Origin of the sequence: Endozoicomonas gorgoniicola (assembly GCF_025562715.2) — a bacterium.
GTDB lineage: Bacteria > Pseudomonadota > Gammaproteobacteria > Pseudomonadales > Endozoicomonadaceae > Endozoicomonas_A > Endozoicomonas_A gorgoniicola.
This window is the reverse complement of sequence record NZ_JAPFCC010000001.1, coordinates 5,057,949-5,083,267: the sequence shown is the minus strand read 5'-3', so window position 1 is coordinate 5,083,267 and position 25,319 is coordinate 5,057,949. Positions and strand designations below refer to the sequence as shown.

Genomic DNA, 25,319 nt, shown 5'->3' with positions numbered 1-25,319 from the left:
GAAAGTTCAGTGCTTTTCATTCGCCATAGTCAAGTAAACAATAGTTAAGGTCATAAAGATAAATGCCTGTAGAGTGACAACCAGAATATGGAATACTGCCCAACCAAAATGCAATGGCAGCTGGAAATAGCCAAGCATTGCAATCAGGATAAAGATCAGCTCCCCGGCATAAAGGTTGCCAAACAACCGTAGTCCCAGAGAAACCGGCTTAGCGATCAGTGTTACCGACTCCAGCAGTAAGTTGATGGGAATCAGGACAGCCTGAACCAACTTGTTGGAGCTACGGAACGGATTAAGTGTCAACTCTTTAAGGAAACCGCCTGCACCTTTTACCTTTATGGAATAAAAAATAACCAGCCCGAAAACGGAAAGTGACATGCCCAGGGTTATATTCAGGTCAGTAGAAGGCACCACTTTCATATAGGGAAGGCCAGTGAGGGTGGCAACGCCGGGCAACCAGTCTACCGGAATCAAATCCATAAGATTCATAAACAGAACCCAGACGAATATGGTCAGTGCTAAAGGAGCAATCAGGTCACTTTTACCGTGGAAAGAATCTTTAACACTGTTATCAACGAACTCGACAACACTTTCTATGGCATTCTGAAATCCTGAAGGCACACCTTTCTCTGCGTTTCGCGCAACCTTCATAAACAGAGACAGAAATACAATGCCAAGTAAAACCGACCAGAACAGGCTGTCAAGGTTAAGCGCCCAGAAACCCATCGCTTTGGCTTCGTAGGCACTTTGAGCAATAGTCCAGACAGGTTCAGCCGTAATAGTACCATCAGCACGTTCCAGTCCTTCTGGTAGCTGACCAAAGGTCAGATTCTGCAAATGGTGCTGAATATATTCAGAAGCAGTTGCTGCCATGGAGTTCCCCGTTAACCATCAAAAGCTAATCGTTCTTTACTGACGAAACCCGATCAGCAAAGGTGTAAACCAGTTTACCGCCTGAACCAGTACAAATGCGCCAAAGAGCGACAGCGGTTCAACCGGTTTCACCAGAGTAAAAATCAGGACAAAAGCCAGCATGGTTAATGCAAACTTACCTGCTTCTCCCTGGTAAAAAGATCTGGCAATTTTTTGTGCAGCGTTTGCACCCCTGTAACGAAATGCCTTCCAGACCAGATAGGCATTAGGAATGGCACACGCCAGCCCGCCCAGGAAAGCGGAAGTGGCATGGACAATTCCCATCGGTAACAAAAACAGGGACAAGCACAATGTAGTCAACAACTGGGCAAGCACAACCCGATGAACCGCAGGACGGCGCAAATGTGGGTAGCGGCTTAAGTTGTTGTATTTCCACGCCCTGACTTCAGACATAGAGTTCACTACCTGCTGGACTGTTATGCGTAAGTTGATAAGGGAGCTCAGTTGTTCGCCTGACGTAACATTGTTGTCTATTTTTTGGTCTCATCGCACTGACTTTTTAGCTGTTTTTCTCTCCCCCAGCGGCGAGAAGTATAATGTGTAGAAGTACCTACGTTCAACCAATAGATTAACAGTAATTAACTATTATCCTTCAAGACAAAGCTTCATCTACTCATAAAACAGTGCAAACAATATCCAGCACGACTATTTATTAATCACCAGAAAACAGACTAAAAAACAAACACTACCCCTACAGGTCTTTAGACATACATGCCAGATACCTATTCAAGTTCCTTCACCTGTTAAAGTCAGGCCTGTTTTTTTGGCCTGCTTCATCCAGATGACCCTATAGAGAAATCAACCAGCTTCAAGGGTGAGTAGTATTTGCTACTCACCCTCTCTTTTAGAAAGAATAAAGTCGGTTATTTTTTGAACAGCACCGCTGCGGTACTTATTACGATTAAGCAGAAGATAAAAATACCGTTTAAGGGTAAGGTCCCTGACGTTAATGATCGACAGCAGACCACCATTAACTGCACGCCAGACCGCCAGCCTGGAAATGCACGCAATACCCAAACCGTCCGAAACGGCCTGTTTGATGGCCTCTGAGCGATTCAGGCTCATCAGTATTCTGGGGGTCACCAGCTGTGAAGCAATGACTTCATCAAACAGCTCCCGCGTACCAGAACCCGATTCTCTCAGAATCCAGCTCTCGTCTTTCAGGGCCTTAAGCTCAACATTATCTTTGTTCGCCAGAGGATGGTCCGGGTGCGCAATAATAACCAGTTCATCCTCCCGCCAGGTGTGAACATCGATATCCGGATGCAGACAGATGCCTTCAACAACCGCCATGTCAATATCCATAGTCACCAGGCTATTGACGATGCTGCGCGAGTTATCAATCGTCAGTTCGGTGCGGATTCTGGGAAACTCTCTGGAAAAGTCACCAAGGATTTTGGGCATCAGATTGTTGCCAACCGTAGAGCTGGCACTGATTTTAAGAACACCCTGCTCATAGCAACTGCCATCAATAAACTGCTGCTCTATCTCTTTTGCCCGATCAACCAGCTCACAGGCCATGGGCAGCAACGCACGACCAGCATCGTTTAAAGTCATGGACGCCCCCTGGTGTCGATCAAACAGCGACCCAAGGTGTTTCTCAAGCTCAGACAGCGCCATACTGGCCGCAGGTTGGGAAATAAACAGCAACTCGGCTGCAGCCGTTACCCTTCCACACTGCGCAACGGCCTTAAAAATTTCCAGCTGCCGTAAAGTGATATGCATACCGTCAACCCAGCCTTTCTGTTTTCTGGTCACTTCTGGCACTGCACCAGGACTTACTAAAGCAGGCAACCAACCGCCGCCCAAAGTCCGGAGATGAAACATAGCGCCTATTTCTGATACTAACAATAGGGATAAGAATCACTTATATCTCCCTGATCTTTTATTGATTTTTCAGGTCTGCAGTCAGCTCATATACTGCGCCCATAAATTGCAAAGGCAGCTTTCCTTTTTGTCTTTGTTAGTAGTAAGGAAAAGGCATGAAGAATACTTCAATTAAATCCTGGGTGGAATTAAAAAAACAGACTCCAGTGTTTGAGCAGATTGTTCATTTAAAAAGACGTAAGCGAAATGCGACATGCTGGAATCATATGTCTCTGTTTTTCCGCGAAGCTGATAAACATTTAAAGTAAATCCTTGCCAGGCATCGTACCCTCCCCGGATGTGCCAGCATTCTGACAGGTAAACGAGACAGTAACAATAATCAGCAAAAGGCTATCGCGCTTTATAACCTGAATGAACGAACAGGATGTAAACCCCGACAGCTTTATTGCTTTCGAACACTGACGTTACCGCAGAAGACTTAGCCGCAATAAATTGCGGCTTTTTTTTGCGAAATTATTTTCCAGGCAGAACCTGCACAGCCCCATCCTCCACATTAATGCTGTCCCAGGTCTATCCTGTATAAAGCAAACTCGGCATCATCCCTGCCAACCTCTTTCATGTCATACACTGCGTGCTTTTTGATAAAATCAGCCGCCTTTTTTCCTGGTGCCGTCTCAACAACAATATCCAGATCGGCACTGGTCTGGATAGGAGCCAGCTTCCAGTTATTGTCAGCGGTTGGTTTGACAAAACCTGTTACCAACGTTTCTTTAGCAATGTAATTGGACAACACTTGTCTGTTTTCATCCGGCGACGCAAAAGCGATATTTTTTTCACCAGTACCGGCAAAGTTGCCGCCACCGTAACCTCTGTAGTTATTGGTGGCAATGATAAACGCCTGATCTTCCCTGACGGGTTTGCCCTTAAACATCAGCTCTGTAATTCTTTCTGATTCAGGATTTATCAACTGACCATCACCGTCGTATTTTGCCGGTTGTGTTACATCGATCATGTACTGTACGCCATCCACTACATCAAAATTGTACGTTCTGAAGCCGTCCCAGTTAATCAGGTGCTGACGTTTAGTACTGTTCGGGTCAATCTGGTTAAACTGTCCGGCAGACATTTCCAGCCACTCTTTCAGCTCTTTGCCATTTATTTTCAGAGCGACCAGAGTATTCGGATAGAGATAAAGATCGGCAGCGTTACTGAACGTCAGGGTACCGGCTTCCACTTCGGTAAAACCATTCGGATCATTCTTTCGTCCACCGACCTTGAAGGGAGCCGCTGCAGAAATAACAGGAATTCCATCCAGATCCGGATCACCCTCCACAAACTCCCTGACGTAATTAACCTGGGCATCGTTCACAATCTGAATAGTAGGGTCGTCCTGTACCAGAGCCAGATAGCTGTACATAACGTCAGTTGCTTTGCCTATAGGCTGGTTAACAAAGTTTTTGGTGGCTTTATGCTCAATTTTCACGGCTTTGATAATTTCGGGATCGGCTTCAACCAGAGCCTTATTGTGGTGTCGATCGTAAACTGGCCGGGCTTCTGATCGACCTGAAATCACCTCCCACTCTCCACTGCTGTTGCTCAGTGTTAAATCGACAATACCCAGATGGTCTCCCCATCGTCCGGGCATAACCGCTGCGACACCGTTGATTGTGCCGTCATCGATATCAATACCTTTGATTCCTTTATAGTCAGACCCCGGGAACACACCGTGGGAATGACCAAACATAATGGCATCAATGCCATCGACCTGTGACAGGTAATACACCGAGTTTTCAGCCATGGTCTTATAGGGGTCGGTACTGATACCTGAATGAGGGATGGCAATGATGACGTCCGCTCCCTCTTCTTTCATCTCAGGCACCAGATTTCTGGCAGATTGCACAATATCTTTTGCAATCACCCTGCCTTCAAGGTGCTTTCTGTCCCACTGGATAATCTGTGGCGGCACAAACCCTATAAAACCAACCCGCACCGCCTGTTTTTGTCCTTTTGTATCGACGAACATCTTGTCTTGTATGACATAAGGGTTGAACAGATACCGCTTGTTTTTTGCCGACAGCACATTGGCGCAGACATAAGGAAAATTGGCTCCCGCTACCGCCAGCTTCAGGTAATTCAGCCCATAATTGAATTCATGATTACCAATATTACCTGCATCGTAATCCAGCAGATTCATGGCTTTATAAACAGGATGGATATCCCCTTTATTAAGTCCTTTGTCTGCTATGTAATCGCCCATGGGCGAGCCCTGAATCAAATCACCATTGTCGACCAGAACGCTGTTTTCCACCTCTTTCCGAGCCTGGCGGATCAGTGTTGCAACTCTGGCTAAACCTATTTCTTCAGACGTCAGTCCTTTGTAGTAATCAAAGTCCATGACATTGGCATGAATGTCAGTGGTCTCCATGACTCTCAGCTCAAGGGTTGCTGCATAAGTTGCTGTATAACTCGCTATATAGAGAATACCGCTGGCAAGCCAGCCTGACAGTACCGATGCAAACACAGTCCGGTGGAACAACATAGGGAACCCGCTTAAGTGACTGAAAACCAACAGCAGAGAGTTCAGGTGATACCAGAACCGCCCGACAAACCTCTGGTTCAATGGCATCAACTCAGGGGTTTGTCAGGATTTTAAGAGGTCAAAACCTGAACTCTAGAGTTCAAAATTGGCGTCGATCAGCCCACCAACAGAGTAATTTGTCACCATATCCTGCTGCTCAAACCAGCTATCCAGCAGTTTTCGATGATCTTCAGAGGAAGAAGCATAGCGTTTAGCAGGTACCACAAAGCCAGAAAAACCTTCTTTAGTGCCACCGCCACCAAAGACCAACTGGTTGGCATCGATCACATTTGTCAGAAAATCCTCAAAAAAAACATCCATGGCTTCCTCAGTGGTGGAATCGGCAAACGTTAAGTCCACCTCAAAACCCAGGACTTTAAATTCATCGGCGTACAGTTTTTTACGCAGCCGCCTGCTGCGCTTTTTAGCATCGACCTTGATCATCAGTTACAACCTTAAAGATACTCATCAAAATTATGCACTAGAAGATACGACAGATAGTCCACCTTGGCAAAGCCGTTATCTGAATCGCAAAGTTATAGGCTAACCTTCTTGTTAACGGGCTAATAACCGCGCAGGGATGATCATGAAAGTTTCAATGGCCAGAACCAGGGCATATTTCAGGCAGCATATAAGTCTTGCCAGTATAAAGAAAATAATTGCTCAAAAATTCGGATTCAAAGTTAAAACCAATGAGCAGGTCGAAGCTAAAATCCCCAATGCCATTGAGCCAGATGCCTCCCTCACCCACTCAAAACCTATAACATCCCGGCAAACAAAAAAAGCAAAGCCATCAGTATGGGTTAACTGGCGGCTGGCACGCAGTAAAAAGCAATCCAGAAAAATATTCAGTGAAATGTTACAAAACTGGATGTCAGACAAGCCTGAAAAAGCGGTTCAAAGTCTTGTCAAACTTCATAGCCAGATAGAAAAAACCATGAAGCTGGAAAAACACGGAATGATGGCTGCTGATGATTATGCAGACAAAGCCGAGTCCGTTTTAATGGATTTTATTAGCTTCCTGACGGTAGACGAAAAGTACAATATAAAGCGTAATTTACGACCTGGTGGCAAAATATACAGAGGTTTGAGTGCTGTCCTCTTTGTGCAGGATGGAAAAGATGCCAAAGATGAATTTATGAGAAATTATTTAAGTGATAAGGCAAAAAGTTGCATCTCCTTTACCGGACCAGTTCACCAGCTTCTATTTGATAAACTTTTCCCTGTGGAGGCCAAACAATACAAAGATCAAGTAATGGACGAAACCAACCCTTTCAGAACCGACCTGTCTGAGCAAGAGGTTAACGATATTAAAGCTGCTTTTTTTGCCCTGGAAAAAGTCAAATAGCCGTTGTTTTGCAACGGCTATCCTTGCAAAACAACGAAGTGACTCAGTTATTGAATATGAGCTAACACCCCATCCAGCTCATCAAGGCTGTTATAGGAAATAACCAGCTTGCCCTTGCCTTTTGCATTGTACTGAATGGCTACTTTGGCACCAATGCGGTCAGTCAGGTCATCCTCAAGGCGCTTGATATCCGGATCAACCTTCTCCTCTTTGCCTTTTTTGCCCTGCTCTTTTTCCTGCTGGATACGGCGTGCCAGCGCTTCGGTCTGGCGTACTGACAAACCTTTTGCCACCACGGAACGAGCCGCTTCCAGCTGTTCCATTTCTGGCAGAGGCAGCAAAGCCCGGGCATGCCCCATTTCCAGATCGCCATACTCCAGCAGTTTTTTTACCTCATCACCGAGGGACATCAACCGCAAAGTGTTGGTTACCGCAGTACGGGATTTACCCACCGCTTCAGCCACTTCCTGTTGCGTGAGTTCAAACTCTTTCTGTAAACGGGACAGGGCGATGGCTTCTTCAATAGGATTCAGGTCTTCACGCTGGATATTTTCGATCAGCGCCATGGCGATGGCAGCATCGTCAGGTACGTCACGGATCAGAACCGGCACTTCCCCCAGACCAGCAATCTGGGCAGCCCGCCAGCGCCGTTCACCGGCAATGATTTCATAACGGTTTTCAGCCAGTGGACGAACCACTATCGGCTGCATGATTCCCTGAGCCTTGATACTTTCTGCCAGCTCTTCGAGAGCATCCGGGTGCATATCACGACGAGGCTGGTATTTACCCCGAACGACAAACTCTACCGGAAGCTCTCTCAGCTCTTTATCTAAAGACTTATCTAAAGACTTATCTAAAGAGCTACCAGAAGAACCTTCAACAAGGTTATTCACAGAGGCTTCAGGCATCGCGAGATCGCCAGATACAGAAGCCGATAAATTGGCACCGCCAAGCAGTGCATTTAAATTGGTGCCGAGACGTTTTTTAGCCATTAGCTCACAGCTTCCCTTTGAGTCTTGAACTTAATGTCGTGCCTGCGGATCATTTCTCCAGCCAAAGCAAGATAAGCAATGGCACCACGGGAGTTCTTGTCATAAGCCAGTACCGGCTTGCCATGACTGGGCGCTTCTGCCAGCCGCACATTCCTTGGAATCACTGTGCGATAAACCTGATCACCAAAATGGCTGATCAGCTGGCGGGACACCTCGTTAGTCAAACTGATACGGGGGTCGTACATGGTTCGCAACAGACCTTCAATATGCAGCCGGGGATTAAGTGTCTGACGGACACCGGTAATGGTTTCCATCAGAGCTGTTAACCCTTCCAGTGCATAATACTCGCACTGCATCGGAATGATCACACCTTCTGCAGCCACCAGGGCATTCAGTGTCAGCATATTTAACGACGGTGGACAATCAATCATGATGAAGTCGTAGCGATCCTGAATCCTCTTCAGGGCATCCCGCAGGCGGGTTTCCTTACCCTTAAGGTTCATCAGTTCTACTTCGGCAGCAGTCAGGTCAGAATTAGTGGGAAGTATATCGTAACCAGCGCCTTCACTATGCACAATGACATCATCAATGACGCCTCGTCCGGTCAGAACATGGTAGGAAGACAGTTCCAGGTCATGCTTATTCACACCGCTTCCCATGGTGGCATTGCCCTGGGGATCCAGATCGATCAGCAATACCCTGCGCTTACTGGCGACCAGAGAAGCGGATAAGTTCACGCAGGACGTTGTTTTGCCAACGCCACCTTTCTGATTGGTTACCGCGAGTATTTTTCCCACTGCCTTATGTTACCGTTCGTTCTGTTAGTTCTTAATCTGTTTCAGCATAACGAGATGACGCTGTGCCTCACAACCCGGAACCGACAAAATATGACTTCCGGTCTCTTTAATATCAGGCCGTACAGCGTACAGCTCCTGTAACTCTTCTTCCGGATACAGGCCTTTCATTGCCAGAAAGGTACCTTCCGGGCTCAGCAGATGGTGCGTTCCTTCCACCATATCCAGTAAAGAGCTGAAGGCTCGTGACATAATAACATCAAAAGGTTGTTCAGCCTGAAAGGATTCACAGCGGGTGTTTTCAACCCGAACATTATTTAAACCCAGTTCCATTTTTGCCTGAGTCATGAATCGGGTTTTCTTGCCATTACTGTCAAGCAGGGTGAATTGCTTTTCAGGGTACATAATCGCCATGATCATACCCGGCAAACCAGGGCCGGAACCCACGTCCATCAGGAAATCGCCGGTCATGTACGGTGCAATACTCAGACTGTCGAGAATATGGCGGGACACCATCTCATTAATATCGCGTACGGCGGTCAGGTTGTAAGCCTTGTTCCATTTGGCCAGCAACTCAACATACCGGGTCAGCAAATCAGCCTGCTCTTCAGTTAACGACACAGACAATGTATTTGCGCCTCGGCAGATACTTTCACGTAGGGACATTTCAAACTAACCAGAAAAAAAATCAATTAGTTGCTTATTGTAACCTGTCCGGAGCGTCGAACCACTAACTAAGACCACCACACGATAAGTATCGAACGCAAAGTCCGTAATGATTTCAATACAGTACCTGAATAGAGGGCTTACTGGTTGATAGTTTATAAACCTGACCTGCCAATCAACTAACAAGCTAATGGAGTTCCCTCGCTCATGAAAAAGATTATTTCTACTGCGCTGATGTCTGCTGCACTGATGTCTGGTGCTACTGCTGCTCAAGCTGGTGACTGGTTCGCAGGTATTGAAGCTGGTAAAGCCAAAAGTTCTTTTGAATTTAATAGCCCATCCACGAAAGAAACCGACAAAAAGGTAAAAAACAACAGCTTCGGCATCCGCGTTGGTAAATACCTGAACGACAACGTACGAGTTTACGGTACATACAGCCAGAACAAGAGCTTTAAGTTCAAAGACGAAAATGCTAAAAAACTGGCGGACGGCAAGGTCAAAGAGCAGACCCTGATGGCGTCTGTTGATTACGTTTTCATGGAAGGTTCTGCATTCCGTCCTTTCGTTGGTGCTTCCCTGGGTGCCAATAAGATGAAAGTTGAGAAAGCTGGAAACAAAACCTCTGCTGTATTCGGCGCTCAGACTGGCGTAATGTACCAGGTTGGCCCTGTTGACGCTGAGCTGGGCCTGAGATACCGCGCTTACGGTAACGAAGTTAAGAAAGACAGTTTTAAACTGAAGCACAAGAACGCTGCTGAAGCTTACCTGTCTGTTGCTTACCGTTTCTGATAGCATCACCCGGAGTCAACACGCGACAGTGTTGACTCCATACTGACTAAAACATCAGTATCAGAAGCCGATGTGAACATTCAGGTTCACAGGAGCTAAATCTGATGACTGACCCGCAACAACAATTCGAACAACTGATTCAGCACCTGAGTGACATCAGTGGTCACAACTTCCCCATCAATGGCAACGCCTGCACGCTGCTCAATGAAAACGATGAAACAGCTGCTGTTATCGAACTGCCTGAAGGCAGTGATCTCCTGATAATTCACACCCAGCTTTCCCGGCTGCCTTCTGATCCGGACATTCGTCATGGCAGGGCTCTGCAACTACTGACCCTTAATAGCAACCCTGACAGGCTGCGTGGAACATGGTTTTCCATAGATGATGAAGGCTACGGCATTCACCTGATGACCAGCTCGCCAATTGGCAACCTGACAACAGACATTTTTGAAAACCTGCTCTTTAATTACATCCAGCTTACTGAAAGCCTGAAACAGGAGCTGGCAAATGAAGAGCAGGAGCTTGCCGGTCTTTCTTCAACACCGATCTCAGGGGTGCAGGTGTGAATCTCAACGGAACCAGCTCTTCAACAGCACAATCCTCAGGATTTAAACCAGACAATCATTCGCCCCTGTCGAAAGACGAAAAAACCTCATCTGCCCGTGTATCAAGCCCCGCTCTGAGAGAGCGGCTGCAACAGCTCAAACCAGGAACAACCGGGCAACCAGGAAAGATAACAGGTTCTTTCCAGTCTCTGCATCACCAGCCACAGGAATCGACTGTGAAGCTTGTTTCAGAAATACCAAAACCTTATGCCGTAGAAGCTCCACCTCCAAACGATATCGGACAAAAAATTCAATTAGCCATTGATGCCGAAATTGCTGCATTTCCCTACCATCGATCTCTGGACAAAATCAGTCAGGCTACGCAACTCCCGGAAAATCATACGAAGGTTGACCCGGAAGTGGGAAAACACCTCAACTTTGGACAATGGGATATAGCCCGCCCTCTTGCTCTGGCAGCAGGGAACGCAGCCGGGCTTTCCACAAAAGGTTCGGAAGGCTTCATTTATGATAAAAAATCAGGATTAACAGCCTATATTCTCCACAACCCGACATCCGATCCCAAACCAGAAGTAAGGCTTGTATTTGGTGGAACCACATCAGGCAAAGCCACCGGAGGACTGGTTAAACGCTCCCTGTCAAACCGCGGGTTCACTCTCAGGCAATGGATCGCCAATGCCAAAAACGCCCTGCTTGGCAAAGCACCTGACAGCTACAAACAGGCCAGCGAATTGACTCAAAAGGTACAGAGCCTGATGGCTGCTGACCCGAAATATAAGGACTATGCGTTTTCGGTATCCGGTCATTCCAAAGGTGGAGGTGAAGCAGCCTATGCCGCCCTGAGCCAGAAAGAGCCCGTACACGCCATTTGTTTTTCCAGTGCTGAGCTTGGCAGGGAGATGCGAGAGTCTATCCCCGAGGAAAGAAAAGCCAATGCCGCTGCGCATGTTCAGCATTACTATATAGAAGGCGATGCAGTACCGAACATGAGTGACAACTTGTTAATCAGGAAAGCAGGCGGCAAGATCGAACATATCGGTAAAGTGACTACTCTCCCTGCAGACAATGAAGCTTCGAATAGCCTGGATCGCCATGACAAGTTCACCCGTCATATTCATTACTTTGCAAAATCCGGTTAATTAATTACCAGGTCAGGCTTGACTGTTTTTCTGCCAATAATCTGAACCACCCTTGTGCGACCCGACTGAAAGTTTCTCACCTGATTTGACATCACTTCACTGAACATTTCCCCCAGAAAAAGCTTACTGCCCAGTGGGCGCGGCTCTCCAGCTATGAGTCCAGCCCTGAATTTTTCCTGAGCGGTTTCCAGCCACACTAATGCTTCCTGACTTTTGTCATCCCACGATAGAATATCCAGCCCGGAGTGAGTGATCGCTTGCTTCTGTTCTTCGGCACTGGCAAGGAAACTGATGTTTTGTGTCTTCGCCCAGGGAACAGGAAAGTCGATGGGTTCACCAGAACCGGCAATAATGTCGTAACAGGCCAGCATCCCATCCGGCTTCAGTACCCGCGCCAGCTCAGTAAAGAAACCTGCTTTATTTTCAATGTTCATTGATACGTGCTGGGTCCAGGTCACATCAAAACTGTCGTCTGCAAAAGGAAGGTCAAGAACGCTACCCTGTTGATAACTGAGCCGGTCCTCAAAGCCGAAGCGTCTGGCAAACGATCTGGCAACATCACAAAACACCCCTGACAAATCAATGCCATTGATATGACAACCGTATTCTGACGCCAGATACCTTGATGGACCACCCAGACCTGAACCTGCATCAAGAACCCTGGTCTCAGGCTGTAAATTCAGAAGCGAAGCCATTTCCACTGTGGCTTCCCGCTTACGCAAATGAAATTCATCCAGTCCGTTCAGATCAGTCCACACCAGATTGTTGATATCTTTACCCTCTTTCCGTAGTGCCTGAATAATTTTTTCTTCAAGATCAACGGAGCGGTCGCCGTAGTGTTTTTCAACCTCTTGTTCAATTTGCTCAATCATATTTATTACCCGTTAAATACCAGATAAATAGAAAAGAAAAATTCTTGAAATTAGCTTTAGTACATAAAAACACTATTCTAGTTTAATTAAAATGGGTAATTAACTTTTATTTTTAACAATAAAAAACCCTTGAAAGCCAATGCTAACAAGGGTTTAAGCTATTTTCACGACCTTTCATTAGTTACCCGTTTATCTCTCAACCTGCTTTTCAGGCAGCGATCGAACGTTTTTTCAGATGAATAAGAAGCAGTGATACAGCCGCTGGTGTCATACCCTGAATTCGGGAAGCCCGACCAAGGGTTTCTGGCTGATTCTCTTTCAGCTTCTGCTTAATTTCATTGGAAAGTCCTTCAATGCCATCGTAATCGAGACCAGCAGGGATCGCAGTATTCTCATAACGACGCAGACGTTCAATCTCTTCGGTCTGGCGATTGATATAGCCTTCGTACTTCGTAGCAATCTCAACCTGTTCTCTTACCTGTGGATTACTTTCTGACTCACCCGACAGATCGGCGACATCATCATAGGTCAGTTCAGGGCGGCGCAGCAGCTCCTGCAGGCTGTATTCCCGGGTCAGAGGGTTAGACAGCTTGCCTTCAATCTTTGCTGAAGCTTCGCTCTGCGGTTGTATATAAGTGGTGCGCAGACGCTCACTTTCCTTCTCCATGCGCTCTTTTTTATCCACAAAAGAAGCCCAGCGACGGTGATCCACAAGACCCAGCTCACGACCTTTTTCTGTCAGACGCAGGTCGGCGTTATCTTCACGTAGAATCAAACGGTATTCCGCCCGGCTGGTAAACATACGGTACGGTTCGCTGGTACCGTTGGTAATCAGGTCGTCAACCAGTACGCCAATGTAAGCTTCATCACGACGAGGACACCAGCTCTCCTGGTCTCTGGCGCGCAAAGCAGCGTTCATACCCGCCAGCAAGCCCTGTGCTGCCGCCTCTTCATAGCCCGTCGTACCATTGATCTGACCCGCAAAGAACAAGCCGTCAATGGCTTTGGTTTCAAGAGAGTACTTCAGGTCACGGGGATCAAAGTAATCGTATTCGATGGCGTAACCCGGACGGGTAATATGCGCATTCTCCAGACCACGGATGGAACGGATAAAATCTATCTGAACATCGAATGGCAAACTTGTGGATATCCCGTTTGGATACAGTTCATGTGTGGATAACCCTTCCGGCTCAAGAAATACCTGATGGGAATTCTTGTCAGCAAAGCGGGTGATCTTGTCCTCAATGGAGGGGCAGTAGCGAGGCCCCACACCTTCGATCACGCCGGTAAACATGGGCGACCGGTCCAGGCCTCCACGAATCAGGTCGTGAGTACGTTCATTGGTATGGGTAATAAAACAGGACACCTGCTGCGGATGTTGCTCCACAGAGCCCATATAAGACATAACCGGCGTTGGCGTATCACCCGGCTGTTCCTGCATCACTGAAAAGTCCACACTGCGGGCATCAATACGAGCCGGAGTGCCTGTTTTCAGACGTTCAACCCGCAGGTTCAGCTCGCGCAGGCGATCCGCAAGGGCGATGGACGGAGGATCTCCCGCACGGCCACCGCTCTGGTTTTCCAGACCAATATGGATACGTCCCCCAAGGAAAGTACCAGCCGTCAGAACCACATTATCGGCCAGGAAGCGCACCCCCATGTTGGTCACAACGCCCGCCACCTTATCCTGATTCATTACCAGGTCGTCAGCCTGCTGCTGAAATATCCACAGGTTTTCCTGATTCTCCAGAATGGTACGAATGGCCTGCCGGTAAAGGGCGCGATCCGCCTGAGCGCGGGTTGCCCGTACCGCCGGCCCCTTGCGGGCATTCAGAACTCTGAACTGGATACCACCCAGATCAGTTGCCAGCGCCATGGCGCCACCCAGGGCATCCACTTCCTTCACCAGATGGCTTTTGCCAATGCCGCCAATCGCGGGGTTACAGGACATCATGCCCAGAGTTTCGATGTTATGGGTCAGCAGCAGGGTTTTAACACCCATACGTGCTGAAGCGAGCGCTGCCTCGGTACCGGCATGGCCGCCACCGATCACAATCACATCAAACCGAGTTGGAAAATCCACTGCCAAGGTCAGGTCACCTGCTTCATTTGTCTGGAAACTGGAAAAAACGGCTAAGTATACATCAGCCACTTTCCAACAACATGCCTCTGGCCACGGTTTACGTTGGAAAGGAAAAGCAGTACATCTCTTTCAATAAATCTTCCAATAAAAGCAAAAAGAGATGACTGGTAAGAGCTTACTCACAAGCCATTGTCTCTTTCAGTCGTAAAGCCCGAAGAAATCCGCGATGGCTATCCAGCTATACAAGTGCCGCACGTAACTTCTCATCGTAGCGAGTCATCGTAGCGAGTCATCGTAGCGGGTCTGGATAGTCAGGATACTTTAATGGCTGAAAACATGCCCTCATCCTCATCGCACTCAAGAATAAAATAGTCAACAACTTCGGCAAAAGAGAGCTCGCTAAGCCCATCATCAGGGTCGAACAGGTAACACCTGCCTCTTTCAAGGACTTGCATCCCGACAGCGTGCAGACCTCCTCCGGAAACGGTCACAGACAGGTAATAGAGACCAGGCTGGAGAAATATGAGATAAATCAAAGCAACAACGTCTTTGGTACCGAACTCTTCAACTGTATGCAAGCCTATGGCATGAAGTTTATAGCCGATATACACCAAAGCATTTCTTTGCTCCTCCAGCATCAGTGGCCCCGTGTTTAAATAGGCTTGCTGCAGCGCTGTAGCTGTTGCCAGGTCGGGCGGAATCATCAGTGGTTGTCCGAGAAAGCGCTGCAGCAGCCATAAACATACAGCTCCAGCACAAGCTCCCTCAACAGGACTGCCGTCTGGTGCAAATACAACCTGATCTGCCGTTTGGTAGTCGTATAGTTTTCCCATTATCTGCCCACCTTATTCGTCCGTTATGAAGCGCTCGCTTTCCGATGAGAGTGCCACTATCAGACCGTTACTCAATCAGGATAGTTATTCAGGCAGATAATGAGTTTATGGGGTTTGTTACGAGCTTATAACAATAGGTCGGCGGTGTAGATGAGGGTCAATATTCGGCTCTTGTTGTTAAACATAAATGGTGTGAGTACCTTCTGTGGATAACTCACTTAAAGCCTTTAATAGCAGTGGATTACAAATTGAATAACCCTGTCAGTCTCTTGTGAGATTCCTGCTATTAACCTGTTATTTTCCTGTAGGAAACAATGCTTTTTATCCATATAAAACAGCCCAGACAAGTGATAAATATCCTTGGTAATGACTCCTACCCTGTGAATAGTTTTGTGATCAACCTCCTAATCAGTCCACAACCAACCTGCCAAGTCAGATAGAAAGCTCACACCGACCGGGTAGGTATAAGTGCACAGGCTAGACTCCATAAGGTTCAGGTAGAGAGTGAACATTCGTACAAATTTATCTGGTCAATGAAGCCGAACTATCTACAATACGCAAATGAAAATCATTCATATTTAGAATAACTAAAAAAATAACAGCAATGAAACTGCTAAATCTCTTCTGCTAACTGCTTGTATTTGCCGATTCAGTCGCCGTTATGCACGAAGGAAAAATTCTGCAACGGGGACGATCCTTCGATGTGTATAACCAGCCTTCCTGCCGCTTTGTTGCCGGGTTTATGGGGGCGGGTAACTTATTACAGGGTAAAGTTATTAACAGCCATCAGATCACTACTCCGGTCGGGGTTGTAGAGTCTTCCACAAAGGTTTGTACACAGCCTGGAACGGCTGTGGAATTATTTATTCGACCGCAGATGCTGACTGTGGAAAAGTGCCTTTGTGACAATTCATGTAGCAACTTATATAGCAACTTATATAGCAACTTATATAGCAACTCATGCAGCAGCCCGACTGACCCTGCAACTATACGACATCAACAGTTTATGGGACGAAGCCTGCGTACTGAAGTGGCTCTGAACGATAAACTGTTTGTTGTGGATAATACTGAGTTACTGCCAGCTAAATGGTCAGCTCGATTGAGCTAGGCTTACGCTTTCTACTGTTGAAGACTCCTGTTGTTAAGACTATGGTCGAACTCATTACATCCGGAATCACTGTATTCATTGCCCTCTTTGCCATGATGAATCCCGCTGCCAACGCACCGGTATTTATCAGCCTCACTGAAGGCATGAAATCCGACGAAAAACGCACCATCGCTTTACGCTCAAACATAATTTCTTTTTTCATTGTTTCAAGCTTTTGCCTGATGGGAAGAGTCATCTTTGATGCATTCGGGATAACCATACCCGCTTTTCGAATAGCTGGCGGTATTCTAATTTTCCTGATTGGCAGGGACATGCTGAACGGAGACTCCTCCGAAGTGCATACACCCACTCAGGAAGACAACGCAAAAAGCCTTGAAGCGGAGTTGAGTATTTCCGTCTGCCCACTGGCGATACCCATTCTGGCAGGCCCCGGTATTATTGCCTCGACAATGAGCTATGTGAGTGACAAAGGCTTTTCTGAGGCCATATTCTGCATAATTTCAATGGCAATACTGAATGCCATCAACTACTTCTTCTTTGTTTCCGGTGAACGCTTCCTGAGTTTTATTGGTGAGAGTGCTATAAAGGTCATTAGTCGTATGATGGGACTGGTACTGGCCGTTATGGGCGTGCAGATGATCATTAGGGGCGTCTATGGAGCGATGCATCTCAACTTATGATGCACCGCTCTTAATTGTTTATTTTCCAATACAGAACGATGAGAAAATCCTACCCAGCAAATCATCACTGGTGAGCTGTCCGGTAATTTCCCCTAGCGCTTTCTGAGCGTGTCGCAGGTCTTCTGCCAACAGCTCGCCTGCGCCCATATGTTCAAGCTGTAAACGACCGTTATCCAGAAACTCACCGGCACGGCGCAAGGCATCCAGATGACGACGACGGGCAGAGAAACCACCTTCCATAGCTCCTTCATAGCCCATACAGGCTTTTAAATGCTCTCTGAGCGCATCCAGTCCATGTTCCCTCATCGCACACACCCTGACGACAGGAACGCCGTCAGCGTCTTCTATGCCCGCCTGTTCACCGGTCAGGTCTATTTTGTTACGTATAACGGTTAATTTATCTTTCGATGGCAGACGGTCAACAAACTCTGGCCAGATATCGTGAGGATTCATGGCGTCCGTCCCGGTGCTGTCCACCATCAGTAATACACGATCAGCGTCTTCAATTTCCTGAAACGCACGCTCCACACCAATCTGTTCAACCTTGTCGTCTGTTTCGCGCAGGCCTGCCGTATCAATAACATGCAATGGCATGCCGTCGATGTGAATATGTTCACGCAATACATCGCGAGTGGTTCCGGCAATGTCAGTAACAATAGCCGTTTCACGTCCGGCCAGGACATTCAGCAGACTGGATTTACCGGCATTGGGGCGACCGGCAATAACAACGGTCATCCCTTCCCGCTGGATAGCCCCCTGCCCGGCCTCACGAACTACTTCAGCCAGATTACCAATGATAAGGTTCAGGTCATTGCTGACTTTGCCATCGGCCAGAAAGTCAATTTCCTCTTCCGGAAAGTCAATCGCCGCTTCCACATAGATCCGAAGCTGAATCAGCGACTCAACCAGCGTGTTAACCCGTCTGGAAAATGCCCCCTGCATGGAACGCAGGGCGGAACGGGCTGCCTGCTCAGAGCTTGAATCAATCAGGTCAGCAATGGCTTCAGCCTGGGCAAGATCCATCTTGTCGTTTAGAAAAGCCCGTTCCGAAAACTCGCCCGGATTGGCCTGCCTGACACCCAGATCAAGAATCCGCCGCAACAGAAGATCCAGAATAACAGGCCCGCCATGCCCCTGTAGTTCAAGAACGTCTTCTCCGGTAAAAGAGTTCGGGTTCGGGAAAAACAGTGCTATCCCCTGATCCAGCACTTCATCATTCTGATCATGGAACGGACCATAACGGGCAAAACGTGGCTTAGGCTCGATCTTCAGCACCTCTCGTGCCACTTTCAGAGCATCAGGCCCGGAAACCCTGATTATGCCCACCCCACCGCGTCCCGGTGCGGTAGCCTGTGCAGCAATGGTGTCGTTATGGATAGAACTGAGATCGGACATGTATCGGTTACGTCGTAGATAGAAAATGAAGCGTAGTTTAGCGGCTGTAACGAATAAAAAAAACGACCCGGAAGCAAAGCCGCCGGGTCGTTTTTTTGAAGCATTGGCAAAAGAACGTTAAGTACTTTCTTTCTCAATCTTCCTGGTAATGATGAACTGTTGAATAATCGACAGTGTATTGTTGGTTATCCAGTACAGTACCAGACCGGCCGGGAACCACAGGAAGAACACAGTGAAGATAACCGGCATCAGCTTCATCACTTTCGCCTGAACAGGGTCTGGCGGAGTTGGATTCAGCAGCTGCTGAGCGAACATGGAACCACCCATGATCAGCGGTAGGATGAAGTATGGGTCCATCTGGGACAAGTCATGTATCCAGCCCAGCCACGGAGCCTGACGCAGCTCAATAGACTCCTGCAGTACCCAGTACAGGGCGATAAAGACAGGCATCTGAACAAGAATTGGCAGACAGCCACCCATTGGGTTGACCTTCTCCTTCTTGTAGAGCTCCATCATCGCCTGAGACAGCTTCTGACGATCTTCGCCATGCTTCTCTTTCAGATCTGCCATCTTCGGTCCCAGCTTGCGCATTTTCGCCATGGAACGGAAGCTGGTAGCGTTCAGCGGATAGAAGATCGCTTTCACACACACCGTCAGCAGAATAATGGACCAGCCCCAGTTACCCACCATGGAATGAATAAATTTCAGCAGGGTAAACAGAGGCTGAGCCAGGAACCATAACCAGCCAAAGTCTTTGGTCAGCTGGAGTCCATCGGCCAGCTGTTCCAGATGATCCTGATCTTTTGGACCGGCGTAAAGGTCGGCACCTACGGTAACGGTCTGGCCCGGCTGAACAGCGACGTTGTCGATAAAGCCGACAAAGTAATACTTCTGGTCATGGGACAGGTTGGTGTAGTAGGTATGACGTTGTGCCTGATCCGGCACCCACGCCGTGAGGAAGTACAACTGCAACATAGCCGCATAGCCGCCTTCAACATTCTGCTCAAAGCGGGACTTGGCAAAGTCCTTGAAGGGCAGTTTAACGTAAGGCTGATCCACAGAACGCACAGCGGCACCTTGATAGGTGTTCATCGGTGCGCTGGAGTTGGCGGTGCTGGGGTCTTCAGAGCCATCACGCTTCAGCTGTGCATAAAAGCGATCCTGCCATAGGGTGTCACCCTTGTTCTCAATGACATAATCCATACGGATATCGTAGGAGTCACGGACAAACGTATAACGCTTGGTCAGGTTCAGCTCATCGGTGGAACGGGTCAGCTCAACAACGACGGTATCCTTGCCATCATCCAGGGTAAAGCTGTTCTGCCTGACGTTGTACAGTGGCCGCTGGTTGTCAGCCTGTGGACCATCCGCTCGTACCAGTGCGCTCTGCGCAGTGTATTCGCAGGTCACACTACCGCTGACGCAGTCTGATTTCTGTACCAGTAGTTCAAAGGGAGGAACCTCCTCATCTTCTTCCGGTAGCCAGGCAGGGTATTGAGGCAGGTTCAGACCGATAATATCGCCACCGGCGGGATCAATCTGAACATTCAGGGTATTTGTCTTTACGCTGACAAGTTGAGCGGATGGCGATGTATTACTATTACCGTCAATGGTAACCGTACCTGCGCTATCGGAGGAGAGTGTCGGCATATCTGAACCGCTTTGTGCGATAGAGATATTAGACATGCCTGTTATTGCTTCTTCCCCGGTTGGTCGGGCTGGTTGATTGTAATCTTCGTTCCATTGTTGGAGTGTCAGTACACCAACAACAGCTACGGCGCCTATCAGGAGTGTTCTTTGCAGATCCATGATGTCCGAGCCACAGATTCTGGTTGATGGGAATGATTGTCTGATTCTGTCCGATTGAGCCTGTCTGAGGGTTCCGGCACCGGATCGAAGCCTCCCGGATGCCAGGGATGGCAACGCAGCAGTCTTAAAATAGTGAGTTTGCTGCCTTTCAGAAAACCATGGCTGTCGAGTGCTTCCTGAGCATAAGCGGAACAGGTTGGATAAAATCGACAACGCCCTGCCATAAGAGGGCTTATGCAATAGCGATAGACCCGGATCAAACCTTTGGCGAGTAGTCTCGGCAGATCTTTGATCGTGTGTATCACGCTGTTTTGCATGTCTTTTTACTCAATCTACCCTGGACTTCAGGAGACAGTAAGGCTTAGTTCCATAAGCTGTGCTTACCAATCAAGGCAAAAGCCTTCCCTGGTGACGCAAGCGACTGGAGGCAGTGTCTACCTCCCCAGTCACCCAGCTCTACAACGTCCACCAAATTGTTAAGTGGTTTTATCCACAACTTTGGGCTGTCTGGCCTCAAGTTGCCTGGATTGTTCCCACTCACCCAGACGACGTGCCAGCTTGTGCCACTGTCTGGTTAGCAGTTTGTTTATGTCGTAGTTTTCGAGCTCATCCAAGCCTCGCCGTGCCAGTACTACGATATCCAGATGACCCAGTTCGCCCTGTTTCAGACGAAATGACTCACGAATATGTCGCTTGACACGATTTCGACCGGTGGCCTTACGGATATTCTTTTTGGCAATTACCAGACCCAGTCTGGAATGATCGTGATCACTCACTTTCGCCAGAATCAGTAAGTGCCGACTGGATACCTTGATATCAGCCCGGTCAAATACCTGCTTAAAATCAGCTGCTGAGCACAACCGCTTATCGCGGCTAAAAGCGAAGCTCACCTGACAGTCTTACTGCTTAAATCAGGCGCTCAGACGCTTACGGCCTTTAGCACGACGACGGTTGATAACAGCACGACCGTTCTTGGTAGCCATACGAGCGCGGAAACCGTGGGAACGAGCACGCTTCAGGTTAGATGGTTGAAAAGTTCTTTTCATGATGACACTACTCTTGGTTAATCGATTCCTGGTTAATCAATCTTCTCAGGAAGACGCTGTACACCCTTTATGGATATACAAAAAGACGGGCATTCTAAGGAATTGACCAATCTGCGTCAATTTGCATTTGTCAAGAGTTTGCCGCTGGACCCCATGTTGTTGCCCTTATGTTGATTAGCACCAGCCTATAGAGCCCTGCTTTTGATACTCATGATAAAAATTCAACACTCACAAAATTGTCATTTGATCTTAATTATTAACTTCTCTTTCTTCGCCAAAAAACATAGTTGATTTTATCCACCCCATCCTTCACTGATTAACAAATCAGGATCAGTTCATAAATTAAAAAAATATATATTTTTTTTGTTTAGTGTTGTTTTGTATTTATGATTGTAATTTAGCAGGCCATTTTCTGTGGATAAGCAGGCTTTTGTCAGTAATATCAAGGCCTAAGGCCTGTGTATCAAGCTGTAGAAATCACGGTATTTAGCTGTTCCTTACCTGAGGATGAGTTGTGTATAAACTAACCAGTTATGCACAGGGTAAGTTATGCAACTGGTTATACACAGCTCATTCCTATGGATTTACCCTGCTAGTAAACAGGTCTATCCACAGCAAAAAATTAATAAATAATTCACCTTAAAGACAGACTTTTTCTGTTGATAACTATATGAATTAAAGGCACAAAAAAAGTGGTGATCAGCTCTGCAATCATCTAGGGAAGGTGTGGATAACTTTTGGGCGAAAGGATACAATTGTTCGCAATACCCAGCCTTTCAGAAAGTTGTTCAGCAGGCAGGGTGATAAGCTTTATCATCATCCGGTTTCCGGGTCGCTGTCGGGCTCGTTATCAGGATCGTTTTCAGGAGAGCGCCTGTGCCCCTTGAGCTCTGGCAAAAATGCATAGATCTTCTTCAGGATGAGCTGTCATCGCAGCAGTTCAATACATGGATTCGCCCGCTAAAAGTAATGGGGGATGAGCATGACTTATGTCTGCTGGCTCCTAACCGCTTTGTATCAGACTGGGTGAAGGAGAAGTTTTTGCCGAGAGTTGAGGAAATTCTCGATGAGCTGACCGATGGACAACCACCGGCTGTAGCCCTGGCTGTGTCAAACCGCCGACCGCAATCTCTGAGTCGTCGTTCCAGCAGCAGAACGTCTTCACATGCCAGCAGTACACCTTCATTTTCTTCGCAGTTTGCTCAGCGTTCAACGGCTTCTGTTCAGGTACAGCCTTCCCCTAAACCAGCGTTTCACAACCCGATTCAGGATTCGGTGAAAAGCCCTGCGGCAGGTTCTGAGCTACAAGAGCGAACCGTTACTGAAAAGCTGGTGAACAATCTGGAAGTGAACAGAGCGTCCGAGCCTCTGTTAATGCAGGAGTCCCTGGCTGTGGATGAGCCGATGGCTGAAGAAGCTGTTGATGAAGCACAGGCCAAACCTGTAGCTAAAAAGCAGCGTAAAGTTAATCCGCTGAAAGACACTCTTAAAGATTCTATTAAAGAGGGTGGGCTTGTAACGGAAGAGCCAGACCCTTCCCGGGAAATTGTTACACCAACCCGCCAGGTTGAAGTAGAAGGTTCCATTAAGCATCACAGCTCTTTGAATACCCAGTTCACCTTTGAAACTTTTGTTGAAGGTAAATCCAACCAGTTGGCACTGGCAGCTTCTCGGCAGGTGGCAGAAAATCCGGGAGCGGCCTATAACCCACTGTTCCTTTATGGTGGTGTTGGTCTGGGTAAAACTCACCTGATGCATGCAGTAGGTAATTCTCTGGTAAAGCACAACCCGAATGCCAGAGTGGTTTACCTGCATTCAGAGCGCTTTGTGGCAGATATGGTCAAAGCTCTGCAGCTCAATGCTATCAATGACTTCAAGCGTTATTACCGGTCTGTTGATGCTTTGTTGATTGATGATATTCAATTTTTTGCGGGTAAAGAACGGTCACAGGAAGAGTTTTTCCATACTTTCAATGCGTTACTGGAAGGTGGCCAGCAGATGATCCTGACCTGTGATCGCTATCCCAAAGAAATCAGTGGTGTTGAAGAGCGTCTGAAGTCCCGCTTTGGCTGGGGACTAACCGTAGCGGTTGAACCCCCGGAACTGGAAACCCGCGTTGCGATCCTGATGAAAAAAGCAGAACAGCACCGTGTCGACCTGCCCCATGAAGCGGCTTTCTTTATTGCACAGCGTATACGCTCTAATGTTCGGGAGCTGGAAGGAGCGCTCAAGCGTGTTATTGCGAGCGCGCACTTTATGGGAAGGAAGATTGATATAGACCTGATCAGGGAGTCCCTGAAAGACCTTTTAGCCTTGCAGGACAAGCAGGTCTCTATAGATAATATTCAAAGAACAGTAGCAGAGTATTACAAAATCAAAGTTGCTGATATCTTATCCAAACGACGCAGTCGTTCTGTGGCAAGACCCCGACAGGTTGCCATGGCGCTGTCCAAGGAATTAACCAGTCACAGTCTGCCGGAAATTGGCGATGCCTACGGTGGTCGAGATCATACTACGGTGCTACATGCCTGTCGCAAAGTAAAAGAGCTAACGGGTACAGATAGTGAGATTCGGGATGACTACAAGAACCTGTTGAGATCTTTGACCAGTTAATTATTCTGATGCAGTAGTTTCTGGTGTAATAGTTTCTGGTATAAAAGTTTCAACAGATTTTATTGAATTTGAGAAAAGGGCACCGGCTCTTTTCCAGCTAGCAAGAGAAAGGAAAGCGATGAAATTTACCATTAATCGGGAAGCATTGCTGAAGCCACTGCAACTGGTGGCGGGCGTTGTAGAGCGCAGGCAGACACTACCTGTTTTGTCTAACGTCCTGATGGTGGTGGGCGGTGACCAACTCTCCCTGACAGGTACAGACCTGGAAGTGGAGCTGGTTGGCCGCGTTTCTCTGGATGATGTCACTGAAGGCGGCGAGATTACTGTTCCGGCACGTAAGCTGATGGATATCTGTAAGTCTCTTCCTGAGAACGCCATGATTGAGTTTTCTCAGGATGATCAAAGGGTTAAGGTGCGCGCCGGACGTTCACGCTTCACACTTTCCACTCTGCCAGCTAATGAATTTCCAAGCATTGAAGAAGAAGCGGGCTCAATGACCTTTACCATCGGTCAGGCCCGGATGCGTCGCCTGATTGATCGCACAGCCTTTGCTATGGCTCAACAGGATGTTCGTTACTACCTGAATGGCATGTTGCTAGAGGTCAGTCAGAACTGTCTCCGGGCTGTTGCAACCGACGGTCACCGTCTCGCTATGTGTGCAGTGGATGCCGACATTAATCAGCAGGATCGACACCAGGTGATTGTGCCTCGCAAGGGTATTATGGAAATGGCTCGCCTTCTTACCGAAGGTGACGAGATGGTGCATATCTCTCTGGGTGCTAACCATATCCGCGCCAAAGCCGGTGACTTTATTTTCACTTCCAAGCTGGTTGATGGGAAATTCCCGGATTATGATCGTGTCGTCCCTCGCGGTGGTGACAAAATTATTGTGGGTGATCGTCAACAGCTGCGTCAGGCTTTCCAGAGAGCTTCTATTCTGTCCAATGAAAAGTATCGTGGTATTCGTCTGATTCTGAATGATGGTCTGCTTAAGGTAATGGCAAACAACCCTGAGCAGGAAGAAGCAGAAGAGGAAGTGAGCCTGAGCTATCATGGAGATGCTATCGAAATTGGCTTTAACGTCAGCTATCTGTTGGACGTTCTGTCTGTTATTTCCGGTGATTCTGTGAAGATCACCCTTTCTGATCCTAACAGCAGTGCTTTGCTGGAAGAGTCCGAAGGTGGCGATTCCACTTACGTTGTTATGCCGATGCGTCTGTAAATAATGTATGAAAATGCACAGCTCTCAAA

The 25,319-nt window shown here is 47.7% G+C and carries 24 protein-coding genes; 8 read left to right on the top strand and 16 right to left on the bottom strand.

Annotated features, from left to right (window positions below; genetic code table 11):
* Positions 1–6: 6 nt before the first annotated feature.
* The 5 genes from atpB to NX722_RS22740 form a co-directional block, all read right to left on the bottom strand.
* Positions 7–873 (bottom strand): F0F1 ATP synthase subunit A, encoded by an 867-nt coding sequence (atpB, locus tag NX722_RS22760; RefSeq protein WP_262565160.1) that lies wholly within the window; start codon positions 871–873, stop codon positions 7–9.
* Positions 874–909: 36 nt separating this feature from the next.
* Positions 910–1,326: a F0F1 ATP synthase subunit I gene (locus tag NX722_RS22755; RefSeq protein ID WP_262565159.1), complete on the bottom strand. Its 417-nt coding sequence runs from the start codon at positions 1,324–1,326 to the stop codon at positions 910–912.
* Between the two features lie 435 nt (positions 1,327–1,761).
* Positions 1,762–2,691, bottom strand: a complete 930-nt coding sequence (locus NX722_RS22750; RefSeq protein WP_262565158.1) for a LysR substrate-binding domain-containing protein — start codon at positions 2,689–2,691, stop codon at positions 1,762–1,764.
* Positions 2,692–3,313: 622 nt separating this feature from the next.
* Positions 3,314–5,299, bottom strand: a complete 1,986-nt coding sequence (locus NX722_RS22745) for a bifunctional 2',3'-cyclic-nucleotide 2'-phosphodiesterase/3'-nucleotidase (protein WP_262565157.1) — start codon at positions 5,297–5,299, stop codon at positions 3,314–3,316.
* Between the two features lie 132 nt (positions 5,300–5,431).
* On the bottom strand, positions 5,432–5,782 hold the full coding sequence (locus tag NX722_RS22740; protein WP_262565156.1) for a YggL family protein: 351 nt from the start codon (positions 5,780–5,782) through the stop codon (positions 5,432–5,434).
* Between the two features lie 427 nt (positions 5,783–6,209).
* Between NX722_RS22740 and NX722_RS22735 the strand changes: the two genes are divergently transcribed.
* Positions 6,210–6,686, top strand: coding sequence for a hypothetical protein (locus NX722_RS22735; protein ID WP_262565155.1), 477 nt, complete (start codon positions 6,210–6,212; stop codon positions 6,684–6,686).
* 47 nt (positions 6,687–6,733) lie between these two features.
* Here the strand turns inward: NX722_RS22735 and NX722_RS22730 are convergent, their stop codons facing one another.
* Genes NX722_RS22730 through rsmG form a run of 3 tightly spaced genes read right to left on the bottom strand, consistent with a single transcriptional unit; the run spans position 6,734 to position 9,138 of the window.
* A complete protein-coding gene (locus NX722_RS22730) occupies positions 6,734–7,678 on the bottom strand; it encodes a ParB/RepB/Spo0J family partition protein (RefSeq protein WP_262565154.1) in 945 nt (314 codons plus the stop codon).
* The gene (locus NX722_RS22725) at positions 7,678–8,475 is read right to left on the bottom strand and encodes a ParA family protein (protein ID WP_262565153.1); all 798 of its coding nucleotides are present in this window, start codon (positions 8,473–8,475) and stop codon (positions 7,678–7,680) included. Before NX722_RS22725 ends, NX722_RS22730 begins: the two co-directional genes overlap by 1 nt.
* Positions 8,476–8,499: 24 nt before the next feature.
* Entirely contained in the window at positions 8,500–9,138 is a 639-nt protein-coding gene (rsmG, locus tag NX722_RS22720; RefSeq protein WP_262565152.1) for a 16S rRNA (guanine(527)-N(7))-methyltransferase RsmG, read from the bottom strand.
* Between the two features lie 207 nt (positions 9,139–9,345).
* On the opposite strand from rsmG, the gene NX722_RS22715 reads away from it, so the two are divergent.
* From NX722_RS22715 to NX722_RS22705, 3 genes are all read left to right on the top strand, one after another.
* Positions 9,346–9,927 (top strand): porin family protein, encoded by a 582-nt coding sequence (locus NX722_RS22715; RefSeq protein WP_262565151.1) that lies wholly within the window; start codon positions 9,346–9,348, stop codon positions 9,925–9,927.
* A gap of 104 nt (positions 9,928–10,031) precedes the next feature.
* Positions 10,032–10,493 carry a type III secretion system chaperone gene (locus tag NX722_RS22710; RefSeq protein ID WP_262565150.1) on the top strand — a complete coding sequence of 154 codons (462 nt, stop codon included), beginning with the start codon at positions 10,032–10,034 and terminating at the stop codon, positions 10,491–10,493.
* On the top strand, positions 10,490–11,629 hold the full coding sequence (locus NX722_RS22705) for a lipase family protein (protein ID WP_262565149.1): 1,140 nt from the start codon (positions 10,490–10,492) through the stop codon (positions 11,627–11,629). The genes NX722_RS22710 and NX722_RS22705 overlap by 4 nt, the downstream gene beginning before the upstream one ends.
* Here NX722_RS22705 and NX722_RS22700 read toward each other — a convergent pair.
* The 3 genes from NX722_RS22700 to NX722_RS22690 all read right to left on the bottom strand — a co-directional run bounded on the left by NX722_RS22700 (position 11,626) and on the right by NX722_RS22690 (position 15,417).
* Positions 11,626–12,501: a class I SAM-dependent methyltransferase gene (locus NX722_RS22700; protein WP_262565148.1), complete on the bottom strand. Its 876-nt coding sequence runs from the start codon at positions 12,499–12,501 to the stop codon at positions 11,626–11,628. The two genes, NX722_RS22705 and NX722_RS22700, sit on opposite strands and share 4 nt — an antisense overlap.
* A 208-nt stretch (positions 12,502–12,709) precedes the next feature.
* Positions 12,710–14,584: a tRNA uridine-5-carboxymethylaminomethyl(34) synthesis enzyme MnmG gene (mnmG, locus tag NX722_RS22695; RefSeq protein ID WP_262565147.1), complete on the bottom strand. Its 1,875-nt coding sequence runs from the start codon at positions 14,582–14,584 to the stop codon at positions 12,710–12,712.
* 311 nt (positions 14,585–14,895) lie between these two features.
* Positions 14,896–15,417 carry a hypothetical protein gene (locus NX722_RS22690; protein ID WP_262565146.1) on the bottom strand — a complete coding sequence of 174 codons (522 nt, stop codon included), beginning with the start codon at positions 15,415–15,417 and terminating at the stop codon, positions 14,896–14,898.
* A 661-nt stretch (positions 15,418–16,078) separates the two neighbouring features.
* Here NX722_RS22690 and NX722_RS22685 point away from each other — a divergent pair.
* Complete coding sequence (locus NX722_RS22685; RefSeq protein WP_262565145.1) at positions 16,079–16,525, top strand: ATP-binding cassette domain-containing protein; 447 nt, start codon at positions 16,079–16,081, stop codon at positions 16,523–16,525.
* A gap of 41 nt (positions 16,526–16,566) precedes the next feature.
* Entirely contained in the window at positions 16,567–17,205 is a 639-nt protein-coding gene (locus tag NX722_RS22680) for a MarC family protein (protein ID WP_262565144.1), read from the top strand.
* Positions 17,206–17,223: 18 nt separating this feature from the next.
* Here NX722_RS22680 and mnmE read toward each other — a convergent pair whose 3' ends face one another.
* From mnmE to rpmH, 5 genes are all read right to left on the bottom strand, one after another.
* Positions 17,224–18,600, bottom strand: a complete 1,377-nt coding sequence (mnmE, locus tag NX722_RS22675; protein ID WP_262565143.1) for a tRNA uridine-5-carboxymethylaminomethyl(34) synthesis GTPase MnmE — start codon at positions 18,598–18,600, stop codon at positions 17,224–17,226.
* A gap of 117 nt (positions 18,601–18,717) precedes the next feature.
* The gene (gene yidC, locus NX722_RS22670) at positions 18,718–20,409 is read right to left on the bottom strand and encodes a membrane protein insertase YidC (protein WP_262565142.1); all 1,692 of its coding nucleotides are present in this window, start codon (positions 20,407–20,409) and stop codon (positions 18,718–18,720) included.
* Positions 20,385–20,726, bottom strand: coding sequence for a membrane protein insertion efficiency factor YidD (gene yidD, locus NX722_RS22665; protein WP_262565141.1), 342 nt, complete (start codon positions 20,724–20,726; stop codon positions 20,385–20,387). The genes yidC and yidD overlap by 25 nt, the downstream gene beginning before the upstream one ends.
* Before the next feature lie 159 nt (positions 20,727–20,885).
* A complete protein-coding gene (gene rnpA, locus NX722_RS22660) occupies positions 20,886–21,299 on the bottom strand; it encodes a ribonuclease P protein component (RefSeq protein ID WP_262565140.1) in 414 nt (137 codons plus the stop codon).
* 21 nt (positions 21,300–21,320) lie between these two features.
* Positions 21,321–21,455 carry a 50S ribosomal protein L34 gene (gene rpmH / locus NX722_RS22655; protein ID WP_034878971.1) on the bottom strand — a complete coding sequence of 45 codons (135 nt, stop codon included), beginning with the start codon at positions 21,453–21,455 and terminating at the stop codon, positions 21,321–21,323.
* Between the two features lie 876 nt (positions 21,456–22,331).
* Here rpmH and dnaA point away from each other — a divergent pair.
* Complete coding sequence (gene dnaA / locus NX722_RS22650) at positions 22,332–24,068, top strand: chromosomal replication initiator protein DnaA (RefSeq protein WP_262565139.1); 1,737 nt, start codon at positions 22,332–22,334, stop codon at positions 24,066–24,068.
* 118 nt (positions 24,069–24,186) lie between these two features.
* Positions 24,187–25,290, top strand: coding sequence for a DNA polymerase III subunit beta (gene dnaN / locus NX722_RS22645; RefSeq protein WP_262565138.1), 1,104 nt, complete (start codon positions 24,187–24,189; stop codon positions 25,288–25,290).
* The last annotated feature ends 29 nt before the right edge of the window (positions 25,291–25,319 follow it).